This is a genomic window from Arthrobacter sp. MYb23 (genome assembly GCF_002979775.1).
Taxonomy (GTDB): domain Bacteria; phylum Actinomycetota; class Actinomycetes; order Actinomycetales; family Micrococcaceae; genus Arthrobacter.
On record NZ_PCPR01000013.1, the window covers coordinates 74,216 to 99,565 of the forward strand.

At 62.0% G+C, this 25,350-nt stretch carries 20 protein-coding genes; 6 read left to right on the forward strand and 14 right to left on the reverse strand.

What is annotated here, in order from left to right:
• Positions 1–6 precede the first annotated feature (6 nt).
• The 7 genes from CQ020_RS14250 to CQ020_RS14280 all read right to left on the reverse strand — a co-directional run bounded on the left by CQ020_RS14250 (position 7) and on the right by CQ020_RS14280 (position 6,914).
• On the reverse strand, positions 7–1,176 hold the full coding sequence (locus CQ020_RS14250) for a pyridoxal phosphate-dependent aminotransferase (protein ID WP_105692436.1): 1,170 nt from the start codon (positions 1,174–1,176) through the stop codon (positions 7–9).
• Positions 1,177–1,244: 68 nt separating this feature from the next.
• Complete coding sequence (locus tag CQ020_RS14255) at positions 1,245–2,042, reverse strand: SDR family oxidoreductase (protein ID WP_105692437.1); 798 nt, start codon at positions 2,040–2,042, stop codon at positions 1,245–1,247.
• 105 nt (positions 2,043–2,147) lie between these two features.
• Positions 2,148–3,176, reverse strand: coding sequence for a biotin-dependent carboxyltransferase family protein (locus tag CQ020_RS14260; RefSeq protein WP_105692438.1), 1,029 nt, complete (start codon positions 3,174–3,176; stop codon positions 2,148–2,150).
• Positions 3,176–3,949: an allophanate hydrolase subunit 1 gene (locus tag CQ020_RS14265; protein WP_105692439.1), complete on the reverse strand. Its 774-nt coding sequence runs from the start codon at positions 3,947–3,949 to the stop codon at positions 3,176–3,178. The genes CQ020_RS14260 and CQ020_RS14265 overlap by 1 nt, the downstream gene beginning before the upstream one ends.
• Before the next feature lie 37 nt (positions 3,950–3,986).
• Complete coding sequence (locus CQ020_RS14270) at positions 3,987–4,790, reverse strand: LamB/YcsF family protein (protein ID WP_105692440.1); 804 nt, start codon at positions 4,788–4,790, stop codon at positions 3,987–3,989.
• 91 nt (positions 4,791–4,881) lie between these two features.
• A complete protein-coding gene (locus CQ020_RS14275; protein WP_105692441.1) occupies positions 4,882–6,231 on the reverse strand; it encodes an MFS transporter in 1,350 nt (449 codons plus the stop codon).
• A 50-nt stretch (positions 6,232–6,281) separates the two neighbouring features.
• Complete coding sequence (locus tag CQ020_RS14280; protein ID WP_105692442.1) at positions 6,282–6,914, reverse strand: RraA family protein; 633 nt, start codon at positions 6,912–6,914, stop codon at positions 6,282–6,284.
• A 328-nt stretch (positions 6,915–7,242) separates the two neighbouring features.
• On the opposite strand from CQ020_RS14280, the gene CQ020_RS14285 reads away from it, so the two are divergent.
• From CQ020_RS14285 to CQ020_RS14300, 4 genes are read left to right on the forward strand one after another with little or no spacing between them, the layout of a single operon-like run.
• Positions 7,243–8,802, forward strand: a complete 1,560-nt coding sequence (locus CQ020_RS14285) for an ABC transporter substrate-binding protein (RefSeq protein ID WP_181151887.1) — start codon at positions 7,243–7,245, stop codon at positions 8,800–8,802.
• Between the two features lie 13 nt (positions 8,803–8,815).
• Positions 8,816–9,862 (forward strand): ABC transporter permease, encoded by a 1,047-nt coding sequence (locus CQ020_RS14290; protein ID WP_258141895.1) that lies wholly within the window; start codon positions 8,816–8,818, stop codon positions 9,860–9,862.
• Positions 9,855–11,639, forward strand: coding sequence for a dipeptide/oligopeptide/nickel ABC transporter permease/ATP-binding protein (locus CQ020_RS14295; protein WP_105692445.1), 1,785 nt, complete (start codon positions 9,855–9,857; stop codon positions 11,637–11,639). The genes CQ020_RS14290 and CQ020_RS14295 overlap by 8 nt, the downstream gene beginning before the upstream one ends.
• Positions 11,636–12,451 carry an ABC transporter ATP-binding protein gene (locus CQ020_RS14300; protein ID WP_105692446.1) on the forward strand — a complete coding sequence of 272 codons (816 nt, stop codon included), beginning with the start codon at positions 11,636–11,638 and terminating at the stop codon, positions 12,449–12,451. The genes CQ020_RS14295 and CQ020_RS14300 overlap by 4 nt, the downstream gene beginning before the upstream one ends.
• Before the next feature lie 251 nt (positions 12,452–12,702).
• Here CQ020_RS14300 and CQ020_RS14310 read toward each other — a convergent pair whose 3' ends face one another.
• A complete protein-coding gene (locus CQ020_RS14310) occupies positions 12,703–13,734 on the reverse strand; it encodes a DUF4192 domain-containing protein (RefSeq protein ID WP_105692448.1) in 1,032 nt (343 codons plus the stop codon).
• Between the two features lie 741 nt (positions 13,735–14,475).
• Here CQ020_RS14310 and CQ020_RS14315 point away from each other — a divergent pair.
• Positions 14,476–15,642 (forward strand): PolC-type DNA polymerase III, encoded by a 1,167-nt coding sequence (locus CQ020_RS14315; protein ID WP_181152029.1) that lies wholly within the window; start codon positions 14,476–14,478, stop codon positions 15,640–15,642.
• Positions 15,643–15,904: 262 nt separating this feature from the next.
• On the opposite strand, the gene CQ020_RS14320 is transcribed toward CQ020_RS14315, so the two are convergent.
• From CQ020_RS14320 to CQ020_RS14330, 3 genes are all read right to left on the reverse strand, one after another.
• Positions 15,905–16,441: a hypothetical protein gene (locus tag CQ020_RS14320; RefSeq protein WP_105692450.1), complete on the reverse strand. Its 537-nt coding sequence runs from the start codon at positions 16,439–16,441 to the stop codon at positions 15,905–15,907.
• Positions 16,442–16,648: 207 nt separating this feature from the next.
• Entirely contained in the window at positions 16,649–18,406 is a 1,758-nt protein-coding gene (locus CQ020_RS14325; RefSeq protein ID WP_105692451.1) for a glycoside hydrolase family 3 protein, read from the reverse strand.
• A gap of 56 nt (positions 18,407–18,462) precedes the next feature.
• Positions 18,463–19,770, reverse strand: a complete 1,308-nt coding sequence (locus tag CQ020_RS14330) for an MFS transporter (RefSeq protein WP_258141896.1) — start codon at positions 19,768–19,770, stop codon at positions 18,463–18,465.
• An 87-nt stretch (positions 19,771–19,857) separates the two neighbouring features.
• Here CQ020_RS14330 and CQ020_RS14335 point away from each other — a divergent pair, with 87 nt between their 5' ends.
• Positions 19,858–20,892, forward strand: a complete 1,035-nt coding sequence (locus CQ020_RS14335; RefSeq protein ID WP_105692452.1) for a LacI family DNA-binding transcriptional regulator — start codon at positions 19,858–19,860, stop codon at positions 20,890–20,892.
• 1,570 nt (positions 20,893–22,462) lie between these two features.
• On the opposite strand, the gene CQ020_RS14340 is transcribed toward CQ020_RS14335, so the two are convergent.
• The 3 genes from CQ020_RS14340 to CQ020_RS14350 form a co-directional block, all read right to left on the reverse strand.
• Entirely contained in the window at positions 22,463–23,059 is a 597-nt protein-coding gene (locus CQ020_RS14340; RefSeq protein WP_181151889.1) for a TetR/AcrR family transcriptional regulator, read from the reverse strand.
• Positions 23,060–23,124: 65 nt separating this feature from the next.
• On the reverse strand, positions 23,125–24,576 hold the full coding sequence (locus CQ020_RS14345; protein WP_105692454.1) for an amidohydrolase: 1,452 nt from the start codon (positions 24,574–24,576) through the stop codon (positions 23,125–23,127).
• A complete protein-coding gene (locus CQ020_RS14350; RefSeq protein WP_219844513.1) occupies positions 24,573–25,337 on the reverse strand; it encodes a hypothetical protein in 765 nt (254 codons plus the stop codon). The genes CQ020_RS14345 and CQ020_RS14350 overlap by 4 nt, the downstream gene beginning before the upstream one ends.
• Positions 25,338–25,350: the final 13 nt, after the last annotated feature.

Consider the following 25,350-nt stretch of genomic DNA (forward strand, 5'->3'; position numbering starts at 1 on the left):
GGGCTTTTACTTGAGCGCCGCGAGGCCGGCGGCGATGCGTTCGACGCCCAGCGAAATGGCGTCGGCGCTTGCCGCGTAGGAGATCCGCAGGTGGTGTTCACCGTTCCGCCCGAACTCACTGCCGGGCCGGACGGCCACGCCGAACTCGCGAAGGTGCGCCACCATATCGGCTGCCGGCATGTCGACGTCGTACTTCGGGAAGAGGTAGAACGCGCCTTCCGGGGAGCTGACCGTGAGTCCCGGAATCCTGCTGAGGCCCTCGAACATCAGTTCGCGTCGCACGGCATAGGAAGCGTGCATGCGCTCGATGTCCGGCCCGCAGGTCTTGAGGGCCGTCAGGGCTGCCAGTTGGACCGCGGTGTTCATGGAGCCGTTGAAGGTGTTGTGGACGCGTGCGGCGGATGCGATGACGTCCGATGGGCCCCAGAGATAGCCGACCCGCCAGCCCGTCATGGCGTAACTCTTGGAGAAGGTTTGGCAGTAAATGGTCCTGCCTGCCAGGCCTGCTATCTCCAAGGCGGAGGTGAAAGGCTCGGGTGTGTAGACGAGGTCGCTGTACGCCTCATCGGAAAGAACCAGGGTGTCAGTTCCCGCGACCATGTCTGCCAGCGCTTCCAGCTCCTGGCGGGAGTGGACGATTCCCGTGGGGTTGGAGGGGTTGCAGAAGACGAACATCTTGGCGCCTTCAAGGGCGGTCGCCAGAGCCTCGAGATCCCAGTGGAGATCGTCAGCCAGTGGCACCGGAACTGTAACGCCGCCGGCCATGCTCACCAGGTCCGCGTACAGCGAGTAAGTGGGATCGGGAATGACTACCTTGTCGCCTGGATTGACGATGCCAAGGATCGCGGCAGAGAGGCCCGCGGTTCCTCCTTGCGTGATCAGCACATCGCTGGGGCTGGCCACTTCGCCGAGGAGCTGGCCGATACGGGCAGCCAGCTCCTCGCGAAGCACCAGCTCGCCGAGCAACGGCGAGTAATGGGTGTGCCCTTCCTCCAGGGCGCGGGCCGCCGCAGCGCGGACCTGTTCGGGGGTGTCGAAGTCCGGCTCGCCCATGGCCAAGGAGACAAGGTCACCTTTGGACTGGGGTTGCTGGACGCGCAACGATGTGCGCTGGACCCGCAGCACGGCCTCGGAAGGCTGGAAAGCTGCAATGGCGGTGGTTGGTTCGAGAGTCATGACAGTCCTGCTTCGAGTCGTCGTTGGAAGGGTGTCGGCTTTGCCGGGTGCGTAGAGATGCCGGGGTTTCACGGACGGGGGAGATCTTCCGCGGGAGCCCCTGCCCATCGGCTGATTTCGATGTCTCCGGAGGTATCGCGCTGCACGGTAGGGGCAACGACGAGTTCCTGGACCACGGTGCGTTGCGGCAGCGTCGCAACGAGGTGGATGGCGCGGGCCACGTCCTCGGGCTGGACCATGGCGTCGCGCTCTTCAGCCCTTGGTGGACGGGCCCGGTTGTCGAGAATCGGAGTGGCTGTCTCGCCCGGAAGTATGGTGATGGCGCGCAGGCCTTCGTTGCGGAACGTGTTGTGGAGATAGGTCATGAAGTTCCGGACCGCAGCTTTCGCAGCCCCGTAGGCGGCACCGCCCAGCAGGTTCGGATTAACCGCAGCCAGCGACGAGACCGTGATGATGGTCCCGGTGTTCCGGGCGAGCATGCCCGGCAGGACCGCCTGGGTGAGGAGGTAGACGGCGTTGAGGTTGACGTCCAGGACCTGGTTCCATTCCTCCTGGCTGATCCATCGGACGTTCAGGACCTTGCTTGCGCTGCCTGCGTTGTTGACCAGGATGTCCACGGGGCCGACGGACTGACCGACCCATGCCACAAGGGCGTCCACCTCGTCCTTGGACGCGATGTCAGCGGCCCGCGCATGGGCCGTGCCGCCGTCGGCTTTGATCTCTGCGGCGAGGTCTTCCAGAACGGAAAGCCGGCGGCCCACCAGCACCACGTGTGCTCCTTCGGCTGCGAGCAGTTCCGCCGTGGAGCGGCCCATGCCCGTGCCTGCGCCGGTAATTACGGCGACTTTGCCTTCAAGAAGTCCCATGGTTCCGTTCCTAGAGTGTGGTATTTGGTGAGATTCGAATCACATATGCGAAAAGTTTCTCATTTATTATATGTGGGGGTCAAGTACCCCCGGGGCATGACATGTTCAGGCTGCTGCCTGCGATGGGACCAGCCGTGAGTGATGCGGGAGGTCGATGGCGCCGAAAAGGCTCTGCACACGCGATTCCAGCGCGTTAAGCAGCCGCTGGGCTTCGTGCTGGGCTTCCACCGCTTCTTCCTGGCTGACCCAGCGGAAGGTCATCCGCTGGCCGGGCCGAGCCTGCCCCAGCATGGGCAGGGATGCCTTGGTGGCGAAAGCGACAATGGGGTAGCCGGCCGTGAGGGTCCGGTAGCGGCCCAGGATAATGAGCTCGTCCCCGTGGGGGATCTCGAAGGCTCCGATGGGCACACCGTGGGACACGATCTCGCCCAGCCCCTCGGGGTGCACCACGGGACCATCCAGCCGCAGGCCCACGTGATTCGATTTGGCCGTCACTGTGTATTCGCGAGACGACAGAAGCTCCCTGATTCCCTGTGCCGCGTCAGTTTCGGGACCAACAACGATGTCGATGGTCCAAACGGGGTGCTCAAACGAGGGAACAGGCACGGGAAGGCGGAAAAGTGGTTGCGTGAGATAGGGATGCTCAAAGCCGGCATAGGAGGTCTTGAGTTCCACATGTTGCCCTGCGGAGATTTGCTGCGGGAAGCCCATCCGGGCCTCCGGTGCGGCGCTGCCCATGAAGTGTTCAGTTACCAGGGAGCCGCTGAAGGCGAGGTAGTTGCGCATTCCGCCGCGGGCGTTGGCAATGACTACCCTGCCCTTGGCGGGAACACACACCGGTTCCCACATTTTTACCTTGTTGCCGTTGACAGTGACATCCGCAGGGGCGCCGGTGACGGCTATCAGGACCGCCTTGGAGGTGGTGAAGGTGAACCTGCCGCCCATGATCTCGATGCCGGCGGCCGTTCGTGGATTGCCCACCAGGATGTTGGCAACGGACGCGGAGTGCTGGTCCGCAGCCCCACCGCACGGAACGCCAAGGGCCTCGGATTGTTCCCGACCAAGGTCCTGGAAGGTGGCCAGCCAGGCCGCTTCACGGATTTTGATGGTGAGGGTGCGCTCAGCTGCAGGCATCAGTGTTCCTCCTCAATCGTGTACGAGTCGGTCCGCAGGAACTGTCCGTCAAGCCGTTCCCAATCACTTTCCGGGACCACCTTGAACCTGACGGTGTCGCCGGGTTTGAAGGACGTGGGTGGCTCCTCGCGGATGTCGCAGATCGTCAGGGGGGTGCGCCCGATGACCTTCCACCCCGTGGGCCCGGGGAATGGCTGGATAATGGCGTTGGTACCGGCCACCATCACTGACCCCGGGTCCACGTTGGTCCGTGGTTCCCTGCAGCGGCTGACTTGTCCCGGAAATTCCACCCGGCCCATCATTGGTGCCATGGCCGAGGCCAGGAGGTTGATGGTCAATGTCGAAGCCTCCAGATGTGCCAGGACGGCTTCCTTGCTGATGCCAAGTTCAGCTGCCACGTCGGCGAGGTCCGGGGCAAAGGATTCGTTGACCACCATGGGGATGACGAAATGCTGCCCCGTAGGTGATGGTCCATCTCCCTCGAAGCTCCTGCTTGCCGCGGCCAATCGGATAGTTTGCGCCAACTGGCCGTGGCTGACGGCGAGGCAATCGAATTCCACCAGGATGGAATCGACGCCGGCTACGACGTCGAGCAGGCCGTGAGGACGCATGTCCTGCAGGACTTCTCGCAACTTCCGGCTTCCCGACTGTCGCTCCTCAACTGTCCCGGAGGCGATGCTGACCATCAGTGCGGAGTCTCCGAACGGAACTGCCTTGATGTCTTGGATGTCCGATAAGGGAATCAGCTGTCCGGGAGCTGGGTGCGTGCTCATGCGTCCTTGGGTGCTCGTGGGTGGGTGTGGGGCTGGATCAGACAGTTGCCAGGCGGGCTTTTTCGGCCAGGACTTCCTGCAGTCCGGTTGCTTTGACGCCGGCCTTGTCCAAGGCGGCGCGCAGGGCGGTGCCGTTCTCCAGGACCTGCGGGTGGTCACCGTGGAGGAGGACGACGTCGGCATCGTGGCCCAGCGGAACCACCTTGCCGGTGACTGCGCGCACGGTGCCTTCGGTGACGACCTGCACCACGCGACGCCCGATTTCCTCGGGGTCGTGGAGGAGTGCCCCCTCGGTGTTGCGGGAAACTGGCATACCGTCTTCGCCGTAGCCGCGGTCGGCAAGGAAGACGTAGCCCACTTCAAGTCCGCGCTTGCGGGATTCATCGGCCAGCAGGCCGTTCTGGCAGATGACGATGTACGAGGGATCGTAAGCCTTGATGGCATCGGTGATGGCGCGAGCATGCTTTGCATCGGTCTGGGCGATGCTGCCCATGCGGCCGTGCGGTGCGACGTGGCTGATCTTGCCGCCGTGGATTCGGGCGAAGGCGTCCAGGGCGCCGATCTGGTAGAGGACATCCGTGCGGATTTCTTCTTCGCTGGCTTCGATGAGTCGGCGTCCGAAGCCCACCAGGTCCGGGTATCCGGGGTGAGCGCCCAGTTCGATCCCGCGGTCCACGCAGGCCTTGACGGTGGCGTCCATGACGCGAGGGTCTCCGGCGTGGAAGCCGCAAGCGATGTTGGAGGCGGTGACCATGCCCAGCAGGGCGTCGTCATCGCCGATGGTGTAGTTGCCGTAGCTTTCGCCGAGGTCTGCGACGACGGCGACTGAGTTGATGCCCAAAGTGACTCCCAAGGATTTGCGTTGTGGTGCTTATGGTCCAACGACGGCGGCCGGTCGGCAATGGCGGCAGGCCGCCGTCGTGCGTGTCTTGTTAATTCATAGCGAGCGGCTGTCCCTTGGTCTCCTTCAGGAGGAAAATCGAGACCAGCGTGATGATGGCCGTTCCGATCGCAGCGTAGGCCGGGACCATGCTGTTCCCGGTGCTCTTGATGAGCTCGGTCATCACCAATGGTGCGCTGCCGCCAAAGATGATGGTGCTGATACTGAAGCCGATGCTGTAGGCGCTGTAGCGCACGGTGGTGGGGAACATTTCCGTCAGGACGGTGTGGACCACGGCGGCGTGGCCGGAGAAAGCAATGGCCATGACGACCGTTGCTACGCAGGCCAGTGTCATGTTGCCGGTGGTGATCATGGCGAACATCGGGTAGGAAACTACTGCCATGAGCACTGCGGACAAGGTCAATACTGGCTTGCGGCCGATGCGGTCGGACAAGCGTGCCATGAGCGGGATGGACACGATGATCGCTACAAGGCTGACTGCCGTGACCATGAGGGCCTGGAGCATGCTGAAGTTGTTGCCGCTGCCAAGTTGGGTCTTCAGGTAGGTGGGCATGTAGGCGAAGAGCAGGTAGTAGCCGGGGCCGTTCACGGCGGGCAGGAAGATGGTGAGTGCGATGGCCTTCAGGTGGCGCTTTGAGGTGAAGACGGCGCGCAGAGGGTTTTTTTCAACAACGTTGCGTTCACGCAATGCTGCGAAATGCGGGGTATCTTCCATCTTGGAGCGGATGTAGAAGCCTACGTAGCCCAGAGGGAGTGCGAACAGGAACGGTATCCGCCAAGCCCAGGCTTCCATGGTGGCGTCGCCCAGCGTGGTGATGAGCATCGCTGAGAAGCCGCTGCCGAAAAGGAGGGCGCAGAAGGAGCCCACCGCGATGAAGCTCATGGAGAAGTTGCGGTGCTTGTCGTGGGCGTACTCGCCAACGAACGCCATGGCGCCCGCCACTTCACCACCTGCGGAGAAGCCCTGCAGGATGCGGAAGAGGATCAGGAGTGCCGGGGCGGCCCAGCCGATCACTGAGGACGACGGGATGAGGCCGATGCAGGCTGTCGCGCCGGAGATCAGGAGCAAGAGAACGGCGAGAAGGTTCTTGCGGCCCAGCTTGTCGCCGAGGTAACCGGCGATGACGCTGCCAAAGGGGCGGGCCAGGAAGCTCACCAGGAACCCGACGTTGGTCAACAGCAGCGAACCAAGATCCTTGGAGCCCATGATGTTGATGGCCAGATAGGTGGTCAGCAGACCGTAGATTCCGTAGTCATACCACTCCACGAAGGAGCCCATGGTGCCGGCCAGGGTTGCCTTGCGCACCACCTTGCCGTCGGCTGTGACGACCTTGATTTGAGCGGTGTTCAGATTCACTGATTCCGTCGATGTGTTAGTCATTGCGGGTTCTCTCAGTCTAAGCGGGGTCCCGTTGGGGGAGTAGGGGAGGGCTAGCTGTATTCGCGGGTGATCTCAGCGGTCATTTCTGCCTCGTGGACCGCGACTGCCTTGACCAGTTCGAGGATTTCGGCTGCACGGGCCTGGGGGATGATGACGACGCCGTCATCATCTGCGGCGACGATGTCACCGGCGGAGCAAACAATGCCGCCGATGGCGACCGGTTCGCCGATCACGCCAGGGCCGTTCTTGAACGGCCCCGCAGGGGTTGTGCCACGGGCGAAGACGGGGAACTTGATCTCGGTGATGGTTGCGCGGTCACGAATGTAGCCGTCAATGACTGCGCCGGTTGCGCCGGCGGCCTCGAAACGCTGGGAGAGCTGTTCGCCAACCAGAGCACGGTGTTCGTGGCCGAAGCCGTTGATCACCATGATGTCGCCGGGTTCGATGTAGTTCAGGGACTCAATGACGGCTGCGTTGTCGCCGGCAGCACCAAGGACGGTCACTGCGGAGCCGACGCACTTGGCGCCTGCCCAGACCGGGTTGATGTTGCCGTCTACCAGTCCGAGACGTTCCATGGCATCTCCGATGTTGGCTACCGGGAATTCCTCAAATGCGCGAACCAGTTCCCGTGGGGGTCGGGTCCACTGTGCCTTGCGGACTGTGAGCTCGAGGGTCGTTGCCATGTCTTCCACCTTTGGTTGGTCCGTATTCGGATGAGTTGAACGCCTTGAGACGCCAATCACATATGAGAAAAGTTTCGCGTTTTATTTCCCCCACGTCAAGGCCCTTCTGTTTCGGGTATGTAAAACATCGGCGTGGCGGGGGTCACCTGTGGGAGAACTCACAAAAAAGCGTTGACTTCCTGGGGTCAATTAGAGAAACTCTTCTCATTCGCGAAAGTTATCGCAGATCAGATCCTTCATTTCTCGCCCAGATGCGCTCGCATCCGCAATGGCCAGGGACTCGAAGGCGACCAGGAGGCTCATCCCTATGCAAGGACGTTCCACTTTTATGGCAACGGCGGCGACCGTCACCGCTGCCGCGTTCCTTTTGACCGGTTGCACCACGGGCGGTCAGGCTTCCTCCGGCGGCACCGGTGGAGCAATGTCCACCGACACCATCCGGACGGCCCTCAACGCCGACCCCACCACCTTCAACGCTGCCAAGGCCAATGCCAAGGATGATTACGAGGTAGCGCGCTTCCTGTACGACACCGTGGTCCGACGGGATGCCGATGGGAAGTTCATTGGTGGCCTCGCCACCGAATGGAAGAACACCGCAACTGATGCCACGTTGACCATCCGCAAGGACGCTACCTGTGCGGACGGCACAGCCATTACGCCCACCATCGTGGCCAAGTCCCTCAGCTACTTCGCCGATCCTGCTACCAAGAACAACTTCGGCAAACTCGTCTTCGGCCCCGGCCAGCCCACCATCACCGGTGACGACGCCGCGGGCACCGTGGACATCAAGCTCGCCCAACCGTGGTCCGAACTCATCGGTGGCTTGACGCTGGCGCAGACTGGCATCATCTGCCCCGCCGGACTGGCGGACTTGGACGGCTTGGCCAAAGGCACCGTCAAGGGCGCCTTCTCCGGGCCATACACACTGACGAAATCCAGCCACGGCGTCAGCTACGACATGACACTGCGTGAGGACTACAAGGCCTGGCCTCAGTGGTCCAAACCGCTGGAGGGAACCCCGGCCAAGACCGTGCGGTTCTTCCCGGGCGTCAACAAGACCACGGTGGCCAACCAACTTCTGACGGGAGAAATGGACGTTTCGGACATCGCCCCCGCGGATGTCCAGCGCTTCGAGAGCAACAAAGACTATGCGGTCACGACGGTCCCGTTTGCCGGTATCTTCCTGCTCTTCAATCAGCGCGAAGGCAGCCCGTTCACTGATCCCGCATTGCGCAAGGCCGTTGCGCAGCTGATGAACCAGCAGGCCTTCAACTCTGCTGCGTATGCCGGCAAGGGCATCACCTACAACTCGATCGTCGCCCCTACAGTCCCTTGCGTTCTTCCGGATAACTCGAGTCTGACCCCGGAGGATGCCGCAGCCGCCAAGGCCGTACTGGCAGGCAAAACGTTCAAGATGGTGGGCACCACCAGCATCGGACCCAACGGCGCAGGCAGCACCTACGTCCAGGAAGCCCTCCGTGCGGCGGGTGCCACCGTGGACCTCCAGCTCGTGGACAACGGAACCTGGGCCACCATGACCCAGACCAAACCCGAAACATGGGACCTGACCGTTCAGGGCGACGCGAACTTCGTGGGAACGGTGGCTGCGTCACTGACCCGCATCGCCGGCGTCCCTACCGAGAAGGGCGGTCGCAACATCGGTGGCGGAGAAAATGCCGACATCCTCGCCGACATCGCCACCGCCCAATCCGCTACCGATGAAGCGGCCCGTTGCGACGCCTACACCAAGGCGCAGAAGAGCATCCTCAGCGACAACGACATCGTCCCCTTCGTGGGCGAGCCGCAGATTGTTGCCCAGCGCTCCGGATTCTCCATCCAGGCGCCGTCGGGAATCGTCGACTACGCCACCATGCGCATCACCAAGTAGCAAAGGTTTCACGATGACAGAACCAACAATGCTCTCCAAGGAAGTACAGATCCTTGAGAGCACTACCCCGGGGGCCACCAAAGGCCCCCGGGGCGGTGCCCTGAGCCTTTCCCCGTGGGCCGACTATGCCCTTCGCCGCGCCGGCGGCGTCCTTCTCTCCGTCGCCCTGCTCGTCGTCGTGACCTTCTTCATGGTTCCGCTCATACCGGGTGACCCTGCGGTGGCTGTGGCAGGCGCCGACGCCACTACCGAGCAAATTGAGGCCATCCGCAACAGCCTTGGTCTGAATGATCCGCTCTATATCCAGTTCATCAACTACGTAGGCGGGCTCTTCACCGGCGACCTTGGAGAATCCTTCGCATACAGCACTTCCGTGTCGCAGATTATTGCTACGAAGCTGCCGTTCACTGCCGAACTCGCGGTACTTGGCATCATCCTGGTCCTCTTGGTTTCTGTTCCCGTCGGCATGCTCGTAGGAATTCTGACCCGCGGAGGGCGCAAGAAGTGGCTCGACGTATCCTTCGGGATGCTGACTGGCTTCTTCCAGGCTGTTCCGCAGTACGTGGTATCCACCATGCTGGTGGTGGTCTTCGCCATCATCCTCAAGGTTCTCCCGGCAGCCGGCGCTGCCTCATTGAGTGCCCTCATCCTGCCTGTGATTGGTCTCTCGATAGCTCCCATCTGCTCCATTGCCCGTGTGGTGCGCCGGGAAACGTCAACGGTGTTGGAACAGGACTACCTGAGGACAGCCCGTGGCTGGCGGCTACCGTCGCTGCGCCTCTACGCCCGGCACGCCCTGCCCAACCTGCTGACCACCGCGCTCACCTTGGCCGGGCTCATCCTGGCCGGCATGCTCGGCGGAGCCATCATTGTTGAGAACGTCTTCAACTGGCCCGGACTGGGACGTGAGATCGTCACTGCCATCGTCAACAAGGACTACCCCGTGATCCAGGGCATCATCCTGGTTCTTGGCTTCCTGGCCATCGTGCTGAATCTCTTGGTCGACGTCATTCTCGGCCTCATCGACCCCCGTACGCTCGGAGGAAAGTCCAATGGCTGAGACAGCCCGTCCCCGCCGCAGGTTCCGCTGGACCACCGGCCTCATAGTCGGCATCGTGATGATGTCCATCATGGTGCTCACTGCCATCCTCGCGCCGATGTTCCTCTCGGACGCCGCGGAAAAGCTCACGCCCCAAGCCTCGCAGGGGCCAAGTGCTGAGCACTGGCTGGGTACCGATGATTTTGGCCGTGACGTACTTGCCCGCTCCTTGGTCGCCACGCGTCTGACGCTGCTGATGACCGCAGCGACGACGGCGATTGCCGTCGTCGCCGGCATCGCCATTGGGACCGCCGTGTGGCTGGCCCCGCGGCGCGTCCGTTCCGCCGTCCTGCGTGTCATCGAAGCTGCCGTCGCCTACCCGAGCCTCATCTTCTCGCTGCTGATCGCCGCCATCCTCGGCCAGGGCACGTGGTCGGCCGTGTTGGCCATCTCCATTGCCAGCATTCCTGCATTCGCCCGACTTACCGCCAACATGGCTGCGTCAATTTCTCAGCGCAATTACGTCTCCACAGCGCGGCTGCTTGGTGTCTCGGGGCCTTACATCATCACGCGGCATCTGTTGCCCAACATGGCGGAACCGCTCCTGGTGCTGACCGCCACGGTCTTCGCTACCACGTTGATCGACCTGTCCAGCCTGTCCTTCATCGGGCTTGGCGTCCAAAACCCTGAGTACGATTTCGGGCGCCTCCTGAACGAGGGGCTCGTCAACATCTACTCGCAGCCGCTCCAGGCGGTGATGCCTTCGATCATGATCACCATCACCGGCCTGAGCGCCATGCTGATCGGTGATGGCCTAGCCGCCGCCACAGACCCCCGTGGCGGCCGTAAGTTCGGCAGTCTCCGCAAGGCGTCCGAGGTCCCCGCTTCCCTGCGCGCCGATACCGGAGCGCTGGTGGAGGTGGACAACCTCACCGTCTCCACGCCGTCGGGAGTTCCGTTGGTCAAGGGTGTGTCCCTGAGTATTCATGCCGGAGAAGTGGTGGGCCTGGTGGGGGAGTCCGGTTCTGGAAAGTCCCTCACCGCCATGTCCATTGCCGGGCTGCTGCCGGAGGAACTCGGTGTCACTGCCAAGACCATGCGCCTCGGCGACCTAAATCTCCTGCAGAAGAACAACCCGCGTGAATTGGCGACGTCCATTGGACTCGTTTATCAGGATCCAGGAACCAGCTTCAACCCGGCTCTCCGCATTGGGTCGCAGCTAACCGAGGTAAGCCGCGTACATCTGGGCCAGTCCCGCAACACAGCGTTTGGCCGGATGGTCAAAGCGTTGGCGGACATTCGGATTACCCAGCCCGAAAAACGCATGAAGCAACACCCGCACGAACTATCCGGGGGCATGTTGCAGCGGGCAATGATCGCCTCGACCCTGGTCACGGACCCCCGCCTGATTATTGCCGACGAGCCCACCACCGCTCTGGACGTGACGGTCCAGGCGGATGTTCTGCGGCAGTTCCGAACCATCAACCGCGAGATGGGCACCGCCATGCTGTTTATCTCGCACGACATCGGAGTGGTACAGGCCTTGTGCGACAAGGTCATCGTGATGAACGGCGGCAAGATCCTGGAGCGGCTCACTGGCGAAGAACTCGCCGCCGGCAAGGTGAAGCACCCGTACACGAAGGCTCTTCTCGCCGCGACGCCGTCGATCGCCGAACGCAAGGCAGAGCTCGTCACGGTATCTGCCAAGGACTTCGCATTGGATGAAGTTTTCGACGACGACTCCACCGCTGGCGGCGATGTCACCAACAGCCCGGGCACCAAGGAGACCACCAAATGAACGCATCGCAAGGTCAGCCGGTTTTGCAGCTGAAGGATGTCAAAGTCACGTTTGGGTCCGGTCGCTCAGCTGCAACTGTGCTCAAGGGAGTTAACGCCAGTATCCAGGCAGGCAAGACGCTGGGAATTGTGGGCGAGTCGGGGTCCGGAAAATCCACCATGGCCAAAGCCATTGTGGGGTTGGTGAAGCCCAGCGACGGGTTAATCTCCTTCTCAGGGCGCGACGTGACCAAAATGTCCGGGGCCGAGCGACGAACCATGCGCCGGGAGGTTCAGATGGTTCCGCAGGACCCCTATTCGTCCCTGAACCCCCGACGGACCATCGGACAAACCCTGGCCGAGGCAATCGACCCCTTACGGGCAAACCCGCGGGAACACGGTGAAAAGATCTCCTACTGGCTCTCCACCATCAGGCTGGATCCGGAGGTGGCCGAACGCTATCCGCATGAGTTTTCCGGTGGACAGCGGCAACGCATTGCCATTGCCCGCGCTTTGGCCGTGCAGCCGAAACTGATCATCGCGGACGAGATCACCTCAGCACTGGATCTTTCCGTGCAGGCAGAAATTCTGAACCTCATTGGCAGGCTCCGGAAGGAACTGGACCTGACCATGGCCTTCATCTCCCACGACCTGGACGTCGTGCACCATGTCAGCGACGAAATCCTGGTCCTGTTCCACGGTGAAGTAGTGGAGCAAGGTGACGTGGATGCTGTCTACGGGAACCCACAGCACCCGTATACTCGGCGCCTCATTGACTCTGTTCCGGGCGGACCGGGGTTTGACATTGGAGATCGGCGGGTGGCCGCAGTTTGATGCAGGATTTGAACGGCGACCTATTCCACGATCCATTCGCTGATGTGGCATCCTCTGCGAGCGGTCTTGGACTTCGGCACAGTGAGAAATCCCCAGCTCGGATCCGAGGTCTGGGAAACCGGGAGCGTGCCCTCCGAGACGTCGCGAAGGAACTCAGGGAAATGCAGCGCCGGAGAGATGGCTCGCTGATAACCGTTACCCCGTTGACGGTCAAGAACGAGTAGTCAGGTTCCGGGGTGGGCTCGTGCAGGTTAGGGCATGTCTAGCCTGGTTTTGTAGGCGGTGTTTTTGTTGGTGTTCCAGCCTGCGATGATGCCGGCTCCGAGCATTTGGTCGGTGAGTCGTGCGAAGCGGTATCCGGGGTCGGTGTCGAGGGCGAGTTGGAGGTATTGGTGTGCTTTGGATCCTCGGCCTTCCCACCAGTTGATATAGCCGATGGTGGTGAGGATGGGTGCCGCATGTTGCGGGCTCGTTCTGGTGTACGCGTGAATGAGGAGTTGTTGTGCCCACTCGACGCGGGACCATTTGGGTGCGGTGTCGGTTTGGGCGAAGAGGATGTGTTGGGGTGGTTCGTTGATACCGGGGATATCGGCCATGAGCCGGTCCCGGATGTGGGGGAACTGGAAGTTCGCGATGAGGGTGGCGCAGTCCTCGTCGGTGGGGAAGTCATTGCTGTCGAGCATGTTCGTCCAGAGTCTGGTGGCTTGTAGCGCCGTTTGATGGGGTGCCTCGGCGCGGATTGCGTGCATGCAGTTTTCGACGGCGGTGGCATTGTCTGCTTCATAGGTTGCTGCTGGGAGGGTGATTTGGTTGGTGGGTTCGATGGTGCTGCCGCGGTAGATGAATTCGGCGTTGACGCGGCTGTATTCAGTGGTGCTGAGGGGCAGGCTGATGTCTTGTCCGGGTTCGCTGTCGTAAGGGGAGTAGGCGTCGCCGTTGACGAAGATCCCGTCGCGGATGGTGATGCCGTTTCCGGCCAGGACTCCGGTAAGCGCGGCAATGGTCGCTGCATGTGGTTTGGGTTGGTCGGGTTCACTGTGGGCTGAGGTGTAGAGGGCGAAGACGATGCTCGTCGCGCTGGTGTCGCTGGTGAGGTAGCTACTGACAGTTCTGGCGTAGGGAAGTTCTGCTCCGGGGTATCGGGGGAGGTCGATGCGGAGGGTGGCTCCGACCTTGCCTTTGTCCAGGGTGATGCAGACCAGACTCTCCTGGGGCCAGAACCCTAGGGTGTGCCCGATGAAGCTGAGCAAGTCGGCGGGGTCTTTGATGGTGAGCGCATTCATTGTCCTTTTCCTTTCGCGAGCATTGTGTCTTGGTCGTCGGGGCCGTTCGAGTGGGGGACCCGCGGCTGGTAAGGGGCCGGAGCGCACCTTGGGGGCCCGGCACAGCCCGGCGCGACAACGCCCTAGTTGGGTGAAGGTGCCGCCAGCGGTGATCGGAGATCAGATCGACAAGCAGCATTTTTACTTCTGGATGTTCATCGATCTGTCCCACTTCTCCGCCATGACCAAAACGGGTTTTGCCGGTAGAAACACCTGGACGTGTCCCAAGTTGTGTCTGATCGGAGATAGTCGAACGTAACCATGGACAGTGATACGGGTGGGACGACTGGCCGTTTCGCTGTGCATGCGGTTTCCGACGCGGAGTGTCGCGTCGGGTAGCTAGTACCTTTACCGATACTGTTCAGGTGATTGTCGAGAATTTTTGCAGCTTGCAGCGGGCGGATTGGGAAGCCGCAGTGCCTAGCGACCCTTATGCGATCAGAAGCTAACGATGTCTCGCCGTATTCGGGGGCGGTGCTGCCTTCCCCGCTAGCGCTGAAAGAAGCAACCGTGGAAGTTACTTTTGTACTGCTCGTGCTCGCACTCGTTTTTTGGTGGGTGGCTCGTAGGCGGAAGGCCAAGAGGCCGAGTGCTCCTTCTCCGATACCCAGGGCCGCGCCACTCACTACCCCGCAACAATCTCCGGCTACCTTTACCAGACCTCGTCCAGTGGAAGCGGAGGCAGCTCCGGTCCGTCGTGGTATGCGATTTGCTGAGCCGGGCGGGGTTGGTGAGCTCTTTAGTTATGGTGGACCGGGTTCCGGGCGTGGTTATGTACACGACGGTCCCTTTGCGGTCATAGATGTTGAGACGACCGGCTTCTCACCCGGCAAGGGAGACCGCGTAATCGAACTAGCTATTGCGCGCGTGGATCGAAACGGTCGAATCGAAGATGAGTACGCCACATTGCTCAACCCCGAAGGTCGGGATACCGGCGCCGTCTTCGTCCACGGGATCAGCAACGACGCGGTGCGAAACGCTCCGCTGTTCGGCGATGTTGCGGCAGACATCCTGGCCCGTCTAGATGGTGCTGTCATCGTTGCCCACAACGCGGTCTTCGAGGAGCGCTTCTTGGCAGCCGAACTCGCACATATCGGGTTGAAAACGCCACCACTTCCCGCTCTGTGTTCGCTTTGGTTGGGGCAACAGACTTTTGACACTCCGAACCACAAGCTCGGTACTCTCGCAGAGCACGCAGGCATCCCGTTGGTTGATGCCCACGCCGCACTGGGCGATGTCAGGGCGACGGCGGCGTTGCTTCCCCGAATGTTCGAAAGATACCGTCCCGGCATTGAGTTCGGGCATGATCCTGCACGAGGTTTGTTTGATCCCTTCCGAGTCGGAGCTGTGCCGCCAATGACACGCGCGTCTTCTTTGAGAAAGGGAGCTGACGGGTGGATGTCTTCACTGTTATCCCGGCTGCCCATCAGCACGTCGGACGTAGCCGACGCGGCCGCGACAGAGTATCTAGACGTGCTCGCCCTCGCGCTGGCGGACGGCAAGATTGTTGGCGATGAGGCTAAAGCGCTTTCCAAGGCTGCGGGCAGGGGAGGAATGGGAGCGGAACAAGTCCGGGGTCTAAACGAACGGTTCCTGGAAATGATGCGTGAAGCTGCATTCTCGGATCAAATCCTGACGGTTGAAGAGCTCACAGTCCTAAAGCGAACGGCAGCAGTTCTTGCCGTGCCAGGATACTTCGATGACCTGGTCCCCACGGCAGCGTCAGCTGCTCACGGAGAGGCTCCCTCCGTGAGCAGCTCATCATCATCTAATAGTCCTAACGCTCGCAAATGCGGTCACTGCCGCACGCCGGGCCACTATCGGTCCAAGTGCCCCGACTTGATTAGACCCCTCAATGAGATGGCTTAACGCTCTGAGCCCCAAAGGGTGGTCCTATAGTCGCAAAACGTCGAGCACGACGCTGGAGGCTGATGGGCTTGCTAAATGGTCGGCCAACGCATAGATCCAGGGCGGCTGCCACGATGGTCGGGAACGCTCGACTGACAGCGCACACGGACAGCTGCATGCACAGGGGATACCCTCCGCTGCGGTGCGTCCTCACTGTTCCAGGAGCATGTGCAGAACACCCACGTTGCCGAGCAAACTGCAGTGCCAGGTGTAACGACACTGCTCAGCTAATGTTGACTCGAACGCTGACGCTGGCTACCTTATCGCCGGTGATTTCCTCAATCGAAACGAGTGGTCCAGTCAAGTTTTCTCCGGCTTTGCCTATGCAAGCGCGAATCTCGGCTGGTTGATTTCGGGCGATTGGCAGCGTGATGGACATGTCGTAGTTTCCGTGCAACGGTGTGGCTTTGTCGGAGAACGGCCCGAAGGTGACCTTGCCTTTTTCAAGCACTCCCTCATCCTGCGCGAAAAAGCCCGTCTCGGTGAAGAAGCTGGAGTTCAGTTCGGCACCGTCCGGGAGGTTCGAGGCCGCATTAATCGTGACCCCACCGCGCGCGTCGATGACAAGTTCGTATGTGATGGTTACATCGATCGGTAGAGGAGGACATGCGACGGTCTTGGTGGTAGGCGAGGCAGCCAGAGTCGACGAGGGGTTTGTCGGGGACGGTACGGGCGCATCGTCGGGTTCGGCTGGGGACGAGCAACTAGAAAGTGCAAGGAGCAGCGTTGCGCCTGTCGCAATTACCGGAACGGATCTCATCAGTAGATCATCGCAGGTCCCCAGCAAATTGCACTGTGAAAACCCCTGCGTCACGAAGCCTGCGCTCTCGCGGCCCAGCCCTACGACACCTAAGTGCCAGCTCGGAAAGGTTGACCCGCCATTGCGCGTTTACTTCCAAGAAAATGGAACGAGTGGGTGTGTTTTCGCGGATTGGCCCCGACCCGGGTCGGGGCCAATCGCCGGTCGCTAGACCTGGGCTGCCATGTGGGGGGCGCTGGCCTCTCTTGCCATGCCGAATCCCGTACGGAAGAGGGGTTCCTCGGTGTCGAAGGGGACGTCCTCACGGGACTTCTGTACTGCCTCCATGGAGGATGGGATGTCGAAGGGCAGGGTCCCGGACAGCGGGGTCCGTCCTTCGAAGGCGTTGACCACAACCCTGTCGCTGGCTCCGAACTCGCCGAGGACTGTCGCGCCGAGCTCCACGAGCGGACCAAGAATGGCTGGCCTCTCAAGGAATACGGACACATAGAGAGGCGCTTGGGTTGCGTAATTGCGGAGCCGGTCCAAGGTGGCCTGCGGGAACGCGAGCGTGCCGCCATGGAAATATTCGGCGACAACCGAACCGCGGCCGGGTTCGAACGGAGCTTCGAGGCGAACGATGATTGCCTCTGCTTCTCCGACGTTGGGAGTTGTAGTGAGGCCGGAGGAGTCCTGAATACCCTCGACGTAGACGGTGGAGCCAGTAGGCAACACGCCTGCCTCGTCGGAAAGCAGAACGAGGGAAGCGCTCTGAGCGGCGGTGCCTTTCTCGGAAAAGCTTAGCGAGCCGCACGTGGTTCGCGCGCCGTCGATCTCGACGTGACGGTTCTCGAACAGGCCAAGCTGGAACTTTTCGCGCAGGAGCCTGCGTATCGACTGGTTGATGCGCTCCTCGGTCACCGCGCCGCTGTCTACGAGTTCCTCGATGAGGGCGGGGTTCCGGTCGCCGCCGAACTGGTCGACGCCGACGTCGATAGCGATCCGGGCACGTTCGACTGGGGTCAGGTGTTCCAGACCCCAACCATTCGGACCAAAGGTGAGGTCCCCCATCTGCTCACTCTCGAGCAGATTCCAGTCGGTCACGACAATGCCGTCGAAATGAAGGCGCTTCCGGAGAATGTCGCGAACGACCGGTGCATTGAACGCAAACCCGACTTCATCCCACGCTGTTCCGACGGGCTTGCCGTAGTACGTCATCACCTGGGTGGCTCCTGCAGCGAAGGCCTTCTCGAACGGCTCGATGTGCAGTTCCTGCATGCCGCCCGGATACACCTGCTCGGGGTACCGCGAATCGTGTGCGTCGTCTCCGCGAAGCTGCGGACCGCCGCCGGGGAAGTGCTTCACGACGGCAGCGACCGACTGGGGGCCCAGAGTTCGGCTGCCGCGGAGCCCTTCGATGAATGCGACTGTCAGTTCGGCGACGCGGGCGGGGTCCTCGCCGAATGTACCGAATCCGCGCGACCAGCGCGGTTCGGTGAAGATGTCCGCCATGGGTCCGAGGTATACGCGGATACCCATCGCCAGGAACTCCTGACGGATGATCTCGGCGTACTCGCGAGCAGTATCAGTGCCCGCGATCGCAGCTATGCCTGTTGTCTCGGGCCAGCGGGAGAGGCTTTCGAGTGACTGTCCGGTGAAGGGATTGCTCCGGAATCCGTGGCGGGGATCGGAGGACAGGGTGATGGGGATGCCGAGTCTGGTGCTCGCAGCAAGTTCCTGGAGGGTGTTGTGCCAGTTGGCGACTCCTGCACTGTCGCCACCGCCGAGCACGTTGAAGTGGCTGATTCCACGTTCCACGACGTTGAGTTGGGCTTCTCGGAGGGCGTCCGCGTCGGAGAGTGAGTCGCCGCCCGGTTCGGTGGTGGGATGAAACATCAGGCCGGCCTTTTCGGCGACCGTCATTCGTGCCAGGAGGTCCTCGATTCGGCGCTCAATGGGCAGGGTGGGGTCGAGATAGTCATTCATAGAAGATCCTTCAGAGCTGGAGTGCGTAGCGCGAACCGCGCGTTCGGAATGTAGGGTCAGCGGGCGGCGCGTATAGCGAAGAGCGGGATAGTGCCCAGGAGTGTCAGTACGCCGCCGACAAGGACGAGGGCGACGTAGTTCGACGTGCCGCCGCCGATGCCCAGGAGTACGGGGGCGATGAACGGGATGATCGAGAACGGCAGGGTGATGGCGATATTGACGACGCCGAGGTTCCGCGCTGCCGCCAGTTTGTCTCGCATCGCCGCGATGCCGAATGCGATGTAGGTTCCCAGCATCAGGCCCGCCGAGACGCCAGAGACGAGCGTGACGCCTACGAGGAATTGAACGATCGTGGACGAGGTGGCGATGGTGACCATGCCCGCGGCACCAATGAGGGCTGCAAAGATCATGACCGGCTTCCGTCGACCGAGTCGGTCTCCTACCCAACCGCCGACCGGCCCGGCAACGAACGCAACGACCCCGGGGATCGCGTAGGAGAGTGTGATCACCCCACTGATCTGGTCATCAGGTACTTTGATCAGGTCTTGCAGCAAATAGACCGTGTAGGTGGATATCACGCCCCACGCGGCGAACATCAGGAACAGGGCGAGCAGCAACCAGGCGAAGTCGGGCTCGCGTCGGGGGTTGATGAAGAACGATCCGAAGAATTGCTTCAGGCCGAACTGTGGCAGCGGCTCGGCCGCGGGGGCATCATCTTTGAAAACGGCGAGCAGCGCTACACCGAAGACAAGCGCCACTGCTACCGGTAGTCCGATCTGCGCCAGGATGCTCGTGGGGAACGCCTGGATGAAGAAGATTCCAATCACTAGGGACGCCGCGGACGCTGCCCCGGAGAGGGAGCCGATGAATCCTTGCTGTGATTCGGGGACCCGGTCGGCCACGATGGCGAGAATGGCGGCGATGGCTGCGTTGACGAACGCCTGCATCAGGATCCATCCCAGCAGCAGCATCGGGAACGTGTCCGAGAGGCCGATGACTGCGGCGCCCACGGTGGTGCCCAGCAGGCCAATCGCGATCCAGGGGCGTCGGCGGCCGAAACGGCTGCGCGTGCGGTCCGAGAGACGGCCGAAGAAGGGATTCGCGAGCACCGCAGTCAGCGTTCCGACGCCGGCGGCAATTGAATAGCTGGTGGTCTTTCCATCGGGATCGATCTCTGAAATCCTCAACGCCAGCGTTACGGAGGCCGGCAGATTGATAGCCATCCAGATGCCGAACATCGCCAGTGCGTAAATGGCGATAAAGCCTGGACTGACTTGCCTTAAGGGGCTGTGGCCAACCGTGGCCGGGGTCGTGGTGGACATGAGTTCCTCGTCGTTGAGCTTGATAAGTGAAAAGGTGATCATCGTTTCCGGTAACGTTTCCGGAAACGATACCGCTAAGATAGCGAACAGGTAAGGTCACGGTCAAGAGGTAACTTTCAGGAGGCAGTAATGGCGCAGCGGGTGACGCTCACCGACGTATCCCGAGCAGCGGGCGTTGGCATCGCAACAGTGTCGCGGGCCATGGGCGATCATCCGGACGTCAGTCAGGCCACGCGCGACCGGATCCGCTTGGTTGCCCAGGAGCTCGGATATCGCCCGTCGGTCGCTGCGCGTGCTTTGCGTCGTGGCGGGTTCCACGCCATCAGCGTGATCGTCCCGGATAACCAATGGGGATGGTGGGAGCTTGCCGCCCATGCCTGCATCGAAACGGCCGCCGCCGCCGGCTACCAGGTGCTTGTCCACCCTGTCAGAGGAGCCGAAGGGGCGCTGGCTGAGGCCATTAATGGGCTGTCGAACGTTCCGACCGAAGGCGTGATCGTCGTTAGCGTTCCTGATCAGAAATCCGTCCGGGACGCTTGCGACCGCATCGGTATCCCTGGCGTTGCCATAGATGACTCAAGCGTCGACATCTACTTCCCGTCCATCTCGGCGGGGAACTATGCCGGGGCGCGCGAGGTGGTTGAACACCTGGTCGAGATAGGGCGTTCCCGGATTGTGTTCGTCCGCCCGCGTTTCAGCGGCGGCGACTCCGTTTGGGGAAACTCTTTCTATCTGCAGGAACGCGAAAGGGCCTACCGCGACGTGCTCGTCGCCGCGGGAATCACGATCGATGAAAAGCTCGTCATCGAAACAGATTTCGATGAGGCAGCGCCCGGGTGCCCGGAACTCGGGGACCTCCTGGTCCGCGACGGCAGTGTCGACGCTGTCTTTTGCGCATTCGACCAGCTTGCCCCCACCGTCCTGCGCGAATTGGCCACGCGCGACCGCCGCGTACCGGACGAGATTAGCGTGGCCGGCTTTGACGATGAGCGGGCAGCGATCCTCGTAACCCCCCAGCTGACCACGGCGCGACAGCCGTACGCCGAAATGGGTCGCACCGCGACCGAACTACTCCTGCAATCACTGTCCGAAACTCCGCCAGCCATCCAGCGCTACGAGTTTCCCACCCAACTCATCGTGCGAGCTTCCACCCGCACTCACTAGCCCTAGCCCGGCTATGCCGCCGCGCCGCGAGCAATTGCCCTCGTCCGCGTCCGGGCTGGCAATCGCCGCGGAATCGAACAGTTTTCTTGCCTGCCGAAGTAATTCTCGCCTCCAGGGCCCCCTAAGTGAACGGGCTTCGTGCCGATCGATGACCGGACTCTTGCTATTACTCTCGTCCGGGGCCGCCGGAAAAGCGGGGGCCATTATTGGCGGAGCTGTGTCGGCAGGGCTCAAAGAAAGGAACATGCCGGTAAGCCGGCTTCTGCCATCGGGCTGGCCGGAAGAGCTTGGTCATGTTCTTCGGTGCCGTCTCGGCCATGTACTTGATGAAGGAGGTGCTCCCGCTGTGTCGAGTTCTTCAGGGTTTAGCCGAGTAGAGTGCCGTCGCGTTTTAGGTTGTTATAAGGGCCAGCTGAGGGCGTGCCGTGGAGGTCGGGGCCTCGTCCTGACCGGAGGCTTCGCTCGGACTGAGCGCTGTCAACCGGCAGGCAATCGGCACAGGCGGCAACGCCGATTCCCGGTGCAGGCTATGAATGCGCAGGGCGCGTCAAGTTCCCGTTTCTCGGTATTCGATCGAGGCAAAAAGGAAGTGTGGACAGTGTCCACACTTTCCGTCTCGGACTGGCCCGTACAGCCGTCGAATTGGCCCGGATTCCGCATGTTTCCGGGAGTTCCCAGCGGTCGCAGGGCCAGGAATCCCGTTCGAGTCCCACCTCGGGCACGGCATACCCCCTCGTCAGAGGGGGTTTTTGCTTTAACGTGTGTACATTCTGCTTGGTCAGGTCCCTCTGACACTGGCCGCGGGGTGTGCCTGGCGCCGCGGGTCGCCTGTTTGGTTGTGGGGGAGCGGGTTAAGGGTCGTGGCTGGTGGACTCTCCGCTTGCACTGACCTGGGGCTATAGGTCCCTCTCTCGGTTCGTCCGGTAGGTCGGGGTTGGCCTACACCTCTTCATGGGTAGGGGGGCTGAGCGCAACATGTCCTTGGGAACTTGCAATAAATATCCTCACTTCGGTTCGTTCCCGGAGTGAGGAGACGTGGCTGGCGGCTGCTTTGTCAGGCCAAAGGGGGTGTGGACATTGTCCACACTTAAATCTTCTTTATTGTGACCGCTTTCGGCCATTGGCTCTTCCCTTCTTGGGCCTTCATCTGCTCATCGCAGGAGAGTGGCCGTAGCAACATGTCGCCGGTTTGAAAGGCACGGCTTTCCATGCGCGTTACCGTGGTGTTAGGCGAGACCATGCGCAATTCGGACATGAGCGCTCCGTCGACGTAGTGCGCCGACTTCTCTGGGCCGCTGCGGGCGCATTCTTTGGGCCAGAGGTGTGAACGGAGTGGCTGTGCGGAAGTTTGGGGGACATCGATAGTGCTGGCTAGCGTAGCTATGTTGTGGCGACGCAGACGCCCGTCTGTCAGCAAAGCGGTCTATGGGCGGGAGTGGTCGCCCTAGAAAGTTGCCAACAAAGGCGTTCAATTCGACCGAGCCGAATGGCTGAGGTTTCAAGAACGCGGCCAAGGGTGCAACAGGCTTCTGCAGGCTTGCGTGTTTATGGGAGCGAAGGTTGAGTAATGTCAGTCTTTGAAATCGCGTGGTGTGACGTCGATTAGCGCCTGCGCGAGGGCCTCGGGGGACATCGCCGGCTCTGTCCGTAGCCACCAGCTCAGTACGGTGATGACGCCACCTGCGAAGAAGTGCGCCGTGACGTCAGGGTGGCCGTACAATTCGTCGCGGGTTCGCAGCGTTCCGAGGTTGAGCTCGACCATGGCCTGGGCGAGTGACTTCGCGAAGGCGCCCCCCTCGACAAGCATCGCACCGTAGGTGTCGCGGTGCGCACCGAGAAATCGGGAGAGCTCGAGGAACACGCTATGGCTCACTTCGCGTTTGGACTCTCCGGAGATCACTGATGCCCTCGCCGTCTCGACGAGGGCATCCATGTAGTCCGTGAGGGTCGCGGCCGCTAGCTCGTCGACACCGCGGAAGTGCGTGTAGAACGACGAGCGTGTGACTCCGGCACGTTCAACGACGGCCGAGACGGTGATCGGCGCCCCGTCATCGTCCCGGAGGGCCCGGTAGGCCTCGAAAAGAAGTGCGCGCGTGCGCTGTACCCTGCGGTCGCTGCTGTCGGCGAGCCGCGACCGCAGGGTGTCCTGCGTGTTGTCGTGTAGCACTGCGTTCCTCTCTGGCGACATCCGAGGTGCAGGCCGCGTCAACGACGCCGAACAGTCCGCCGTAATCAGGCCGGGCGGTAGGTGGCGCGCAGGGGCGGCGGGACAGTGCCCTCGGGGATAGGCCTATCGTACGGCGTGACGCTCACAATCCCCTTGAACTCATCCCGCGCGGCCTGCAACAGCGAAGGGTCGACAACCAGGTCGAGGGCGGTCGCGGCCATGGCCTTCGCGGCATGGATCATCCCCTTGTGCGCGGCGGGGCTCTTTCCTTGCGTCACCATCTGCCATGAGTGCGGAGGTGTGCCCAGGGTCGCGGTGCCCGCAACGATCTGCACCGTAGGGGTGACCCAGCTGACGTCGCCAACGTCGGTTGATCCCGTCGTCTGGAACCTATGCGCGGGGTCGACGAGCGGGGGGACGCCGTCGTAGTATGGCGGCGAGTCGAGAGCGAGGCCGAGGCGTCTGCGGGTGTCGGCCTCGGCGCCGGTTGGAAGCCCCTCAGCGATCTTGCGGCCGTACTCCTGGTCGGCTTCGTCGAAAGGCACGCCGCCGAGTTCGACGACATTGGAGTGCATCCGCTCCTCGAGAGTGCGGTTCGGCAGCAGCTCCGCGACCGCGCCCTCGAAATCGATCTCGACCTCAGTCTCGGTCATCATCGCGGCTCCGCGCGCGACCTTCTTGACGCGCTCGTATAGCAGGCGCATGCGGGACACTGTTGGCGAGCGCACGATGTAGTAGAGCTCTGCGGTGGGCTGCACAACGTTGGCCGACGGGCCGCCGGCGTCAGTAAAGGCGTAGTGGATGCGATCCGCATCGTCCATGTGCTCGCGGAGGAAATTCACGCCAACGTTCATGAGCTCGGCGGCATCGAGCGCGCTGCGGCCGTGCTGCGGTGCGCCGCCCGCATGGGCCGCGACGCCGCGGAACCGGAAGTAAACCTGTGTGTACGCCAGCGATTTCCATTGGTCGGCGCTCATCGCGTCGCCAGGGTGGTTTGAAATCGCCGCGTCAACGTCGTCGAACGCGCCTCCAAGCACCATGTACGTCTTGCCGGAGGCGATCTCCTCGGCGGGACAGCCGTAATACCGCACGGTGCCCGGTAGCCCTGCGTCTGCGAGGTACTTCGCAGTGGCCGCGGCGGCGAGCAGTGAGCCGGCGCCCAGCAGGTTGTGTCCACATCCATGACCGGCGTCGGTGTCGCTGTCAGGGTCGGGCTCGCGCACCGTCGAGTGCGCCGCCTGACTGAGGGACGCGAGTGCGTCGTACTCGCCGAGGAACCCGATGACGGGCTTGCCGGATCCCCACTCGGCACTGAACGCGGTGGGGACCCCGCCTGATTCGCGGGTGATGCGTGCGCCGTATTCCTCGGCGGCCTCGATGGATCGCTCCATCGAGCGGTGCTCCTCCCACCGGAGCTCGGGATCGGCCCAGATCTCGTCGCTGAGGCGGGTGAATCGAGGAGCTAGGGTATCAACGATCGGGGCGATGGTTGACACCGTGGACTCAAGGTTGGTCATCGGGTTCCTTTCTGACTGGTTTGATCTTCGAGCGCTGTCGCGCCCGGTTCGAGAGCATTCTCATTATTCGCTTTCTGCACATTGTCGCCGTGCAGCGTGATGGCGAGCATGATCGTGAGTACAACGGAGACGGCGGAGCCGAAGAGAGCGAAAGCGGGGATGAGGGGCGTGAGCACGAGCTGCACGACGAGTCCGACTGCGAGAGCGATGACGAGGATGTGCGGCTGCGGGTTGCTGGCAAGCATCTGCACGATGACGGCCCCCATCACGGCAGGGAGGATAAAGGTCTGGATTGACGCGACGACCTCGGCGGGGATGAGCCGCAGCAGGATGGTTCCGAACAGGCCGACGAAGATGGCGAGTGAGACGATGTGCACCGCGGCGGCGCCACAGATCGCGAGTACGGCCGCGAGCTGGCCACGACGGGTCTCGGGCTTCGCGCCGATCGTCGACTGCGCGACGATCGCCGCGGGCAGCAGCTTGTTTGAAATGTTGCCGATCATGAACGCCTGGTACATGCTCGCTGGGCCGAGGATCGGGTAGTACGAGAAAGGCTCCACCACGAAGATCACCCCGAAAACCACCAGGATCGCCACGATGCCGGCGACGACTGTGGGTAGGTCGACGCCAAGCTGTGCGGCGAGGATTGCGGGCCCACCGATCATGATGACCATCGCTGTGATCATCGTGATGCGCCCCCATCTCGATGTCGTCCGATCGAATGCACTCCAGGCAGTGTTCGCAAGTGTCGTGTCAGTCATCGACTGTCCTGCT

Bases quoted from the DNA above. Each gene is read 5' to 3' on its own strand.
- CQ020_RS14290 (WP_258141895.1), top strand. From the start codon at position 8,816: ATGACAGAACCAACAATGCTCTCCAAGGAAGTACAGATCCTTGAGAGC.
- CQ020_RS14265 (WP_105692439.1), bottom strand. From the start codon at position 3,949: ATGAGCACGCACCCAGCTCCCGGACAGCTGATTCCCTTATCGGACATC.
- CQ020_RS14335 (WP_105692452.1), top strand. From the start codon at position 19,858: ATGGCGCAGCGGGTGACGCTCACCGACGTATCCCGAGCAGCGGGCGTT.
- CQ020_RS14320 (WP_105692450.1), bottom strand. From the start codon at position 16,441: ATGAGATCCGTTCCGGTAATTGCGACAGGCGCAACGCTGCTCCTTGCA.
- CQ020_RS14280 (WP_105692442.1), bottom strand. From the start codon at position 6,914: ATGGCAACGACCCTCGAGCTCACAGTCCGCAAGGCACAGTGGACCCGA.
- CQ020_RS14310 (WP_105692448.1), bottom strand. From the start codon at position 13,734: ATGAATGCGCTCACCATCAAAGACCCCGCCGACTTGCTCAGCTTCATC.
- CQ020_RS14285 (WP_181151887.1), top strand. From the start codon at position 7,243: ATGGCAACGGCGGCGACCGTCACCGCTGCCGCGTTCCTTTTGACCGGT.
- CQ020_RS14350 (WP_219844513.1), bottom strand. From the start codon at position 25,337: ATGACTGACACGACACTTGCGAACACTGCCTGGAGTGCATTCGATCGG.
- CQ020_RS14315 (WP_181152029.1), top strand. From the start codon at position 14,476: ATGCGATTTGCTGAGCCGGGCGGGGTTGGTGAGCTCTTTAGTTATGGT.
- CQ020_RS14330 (WP_258141896.1), bottom strand. From the start codon at position 19,770: ATGATCACCTTTTCACTTATCAAGCTCAACGACGAGGAACTCATGTCC.
- CQ020_RS14260 (WP_105692438.1), bottom strand. From the start codon at position 3,176: ATGCCTGCAGCTGAGCGCACCCTCACCATCAAAATCCGTGAAGCGGCC.
- CQ020_RS14325 (WP_105692451.1), bottom strand. From the start codon at position 18,406: ATGAATGACTATCTCGACCCCACCCTGCCCATTGAGCGCCGAATCGAG.
- CQ020_RS14250 (WP_105692436.1), bottom strand. From the start codon at position 1,176: ATGACTCTCGAACCAACCACCGCCATTGCAGCTTTCCAGCCTTCCGAG.
- CQ020_RS14255 (WP_105692437.1), bottom strand. From the start codon at position 2,042: ATGGGACTTCTTGAAGGCAAAGTCGCCGTAATTACCGGCGCAGGCACG.
- CQ020_RS14345 (WP_105692454.1), bottom strand. From the start codon at position 24,576: ATGACCAACCTTGAGTCCACGGTGTCAACCATCGCCCCGATCGTTGAT.
- CQ020_RS14275 (WP_105692441.1), bottom strand. From the start codon at position 6,231: ATGACTAACACATCGACGGAATCAGTGAATCTGAACACCGCTCAAATC.
- CQ020_RS14295 (WP_105692445.1), top strand. From the start codon at position 9,855: ATGGCTGAGACAGCCCGTCCCCGCCGCAGGTTCCGCTGGACCACCGGC.
- CQ020_RS14300 (WP_105692446.1), top strand. From the start codon at position 11,636: ATGAACGCATCGCAAGGTCAGCCGGTTTTGCAGCTGAAGGATGTCAAA.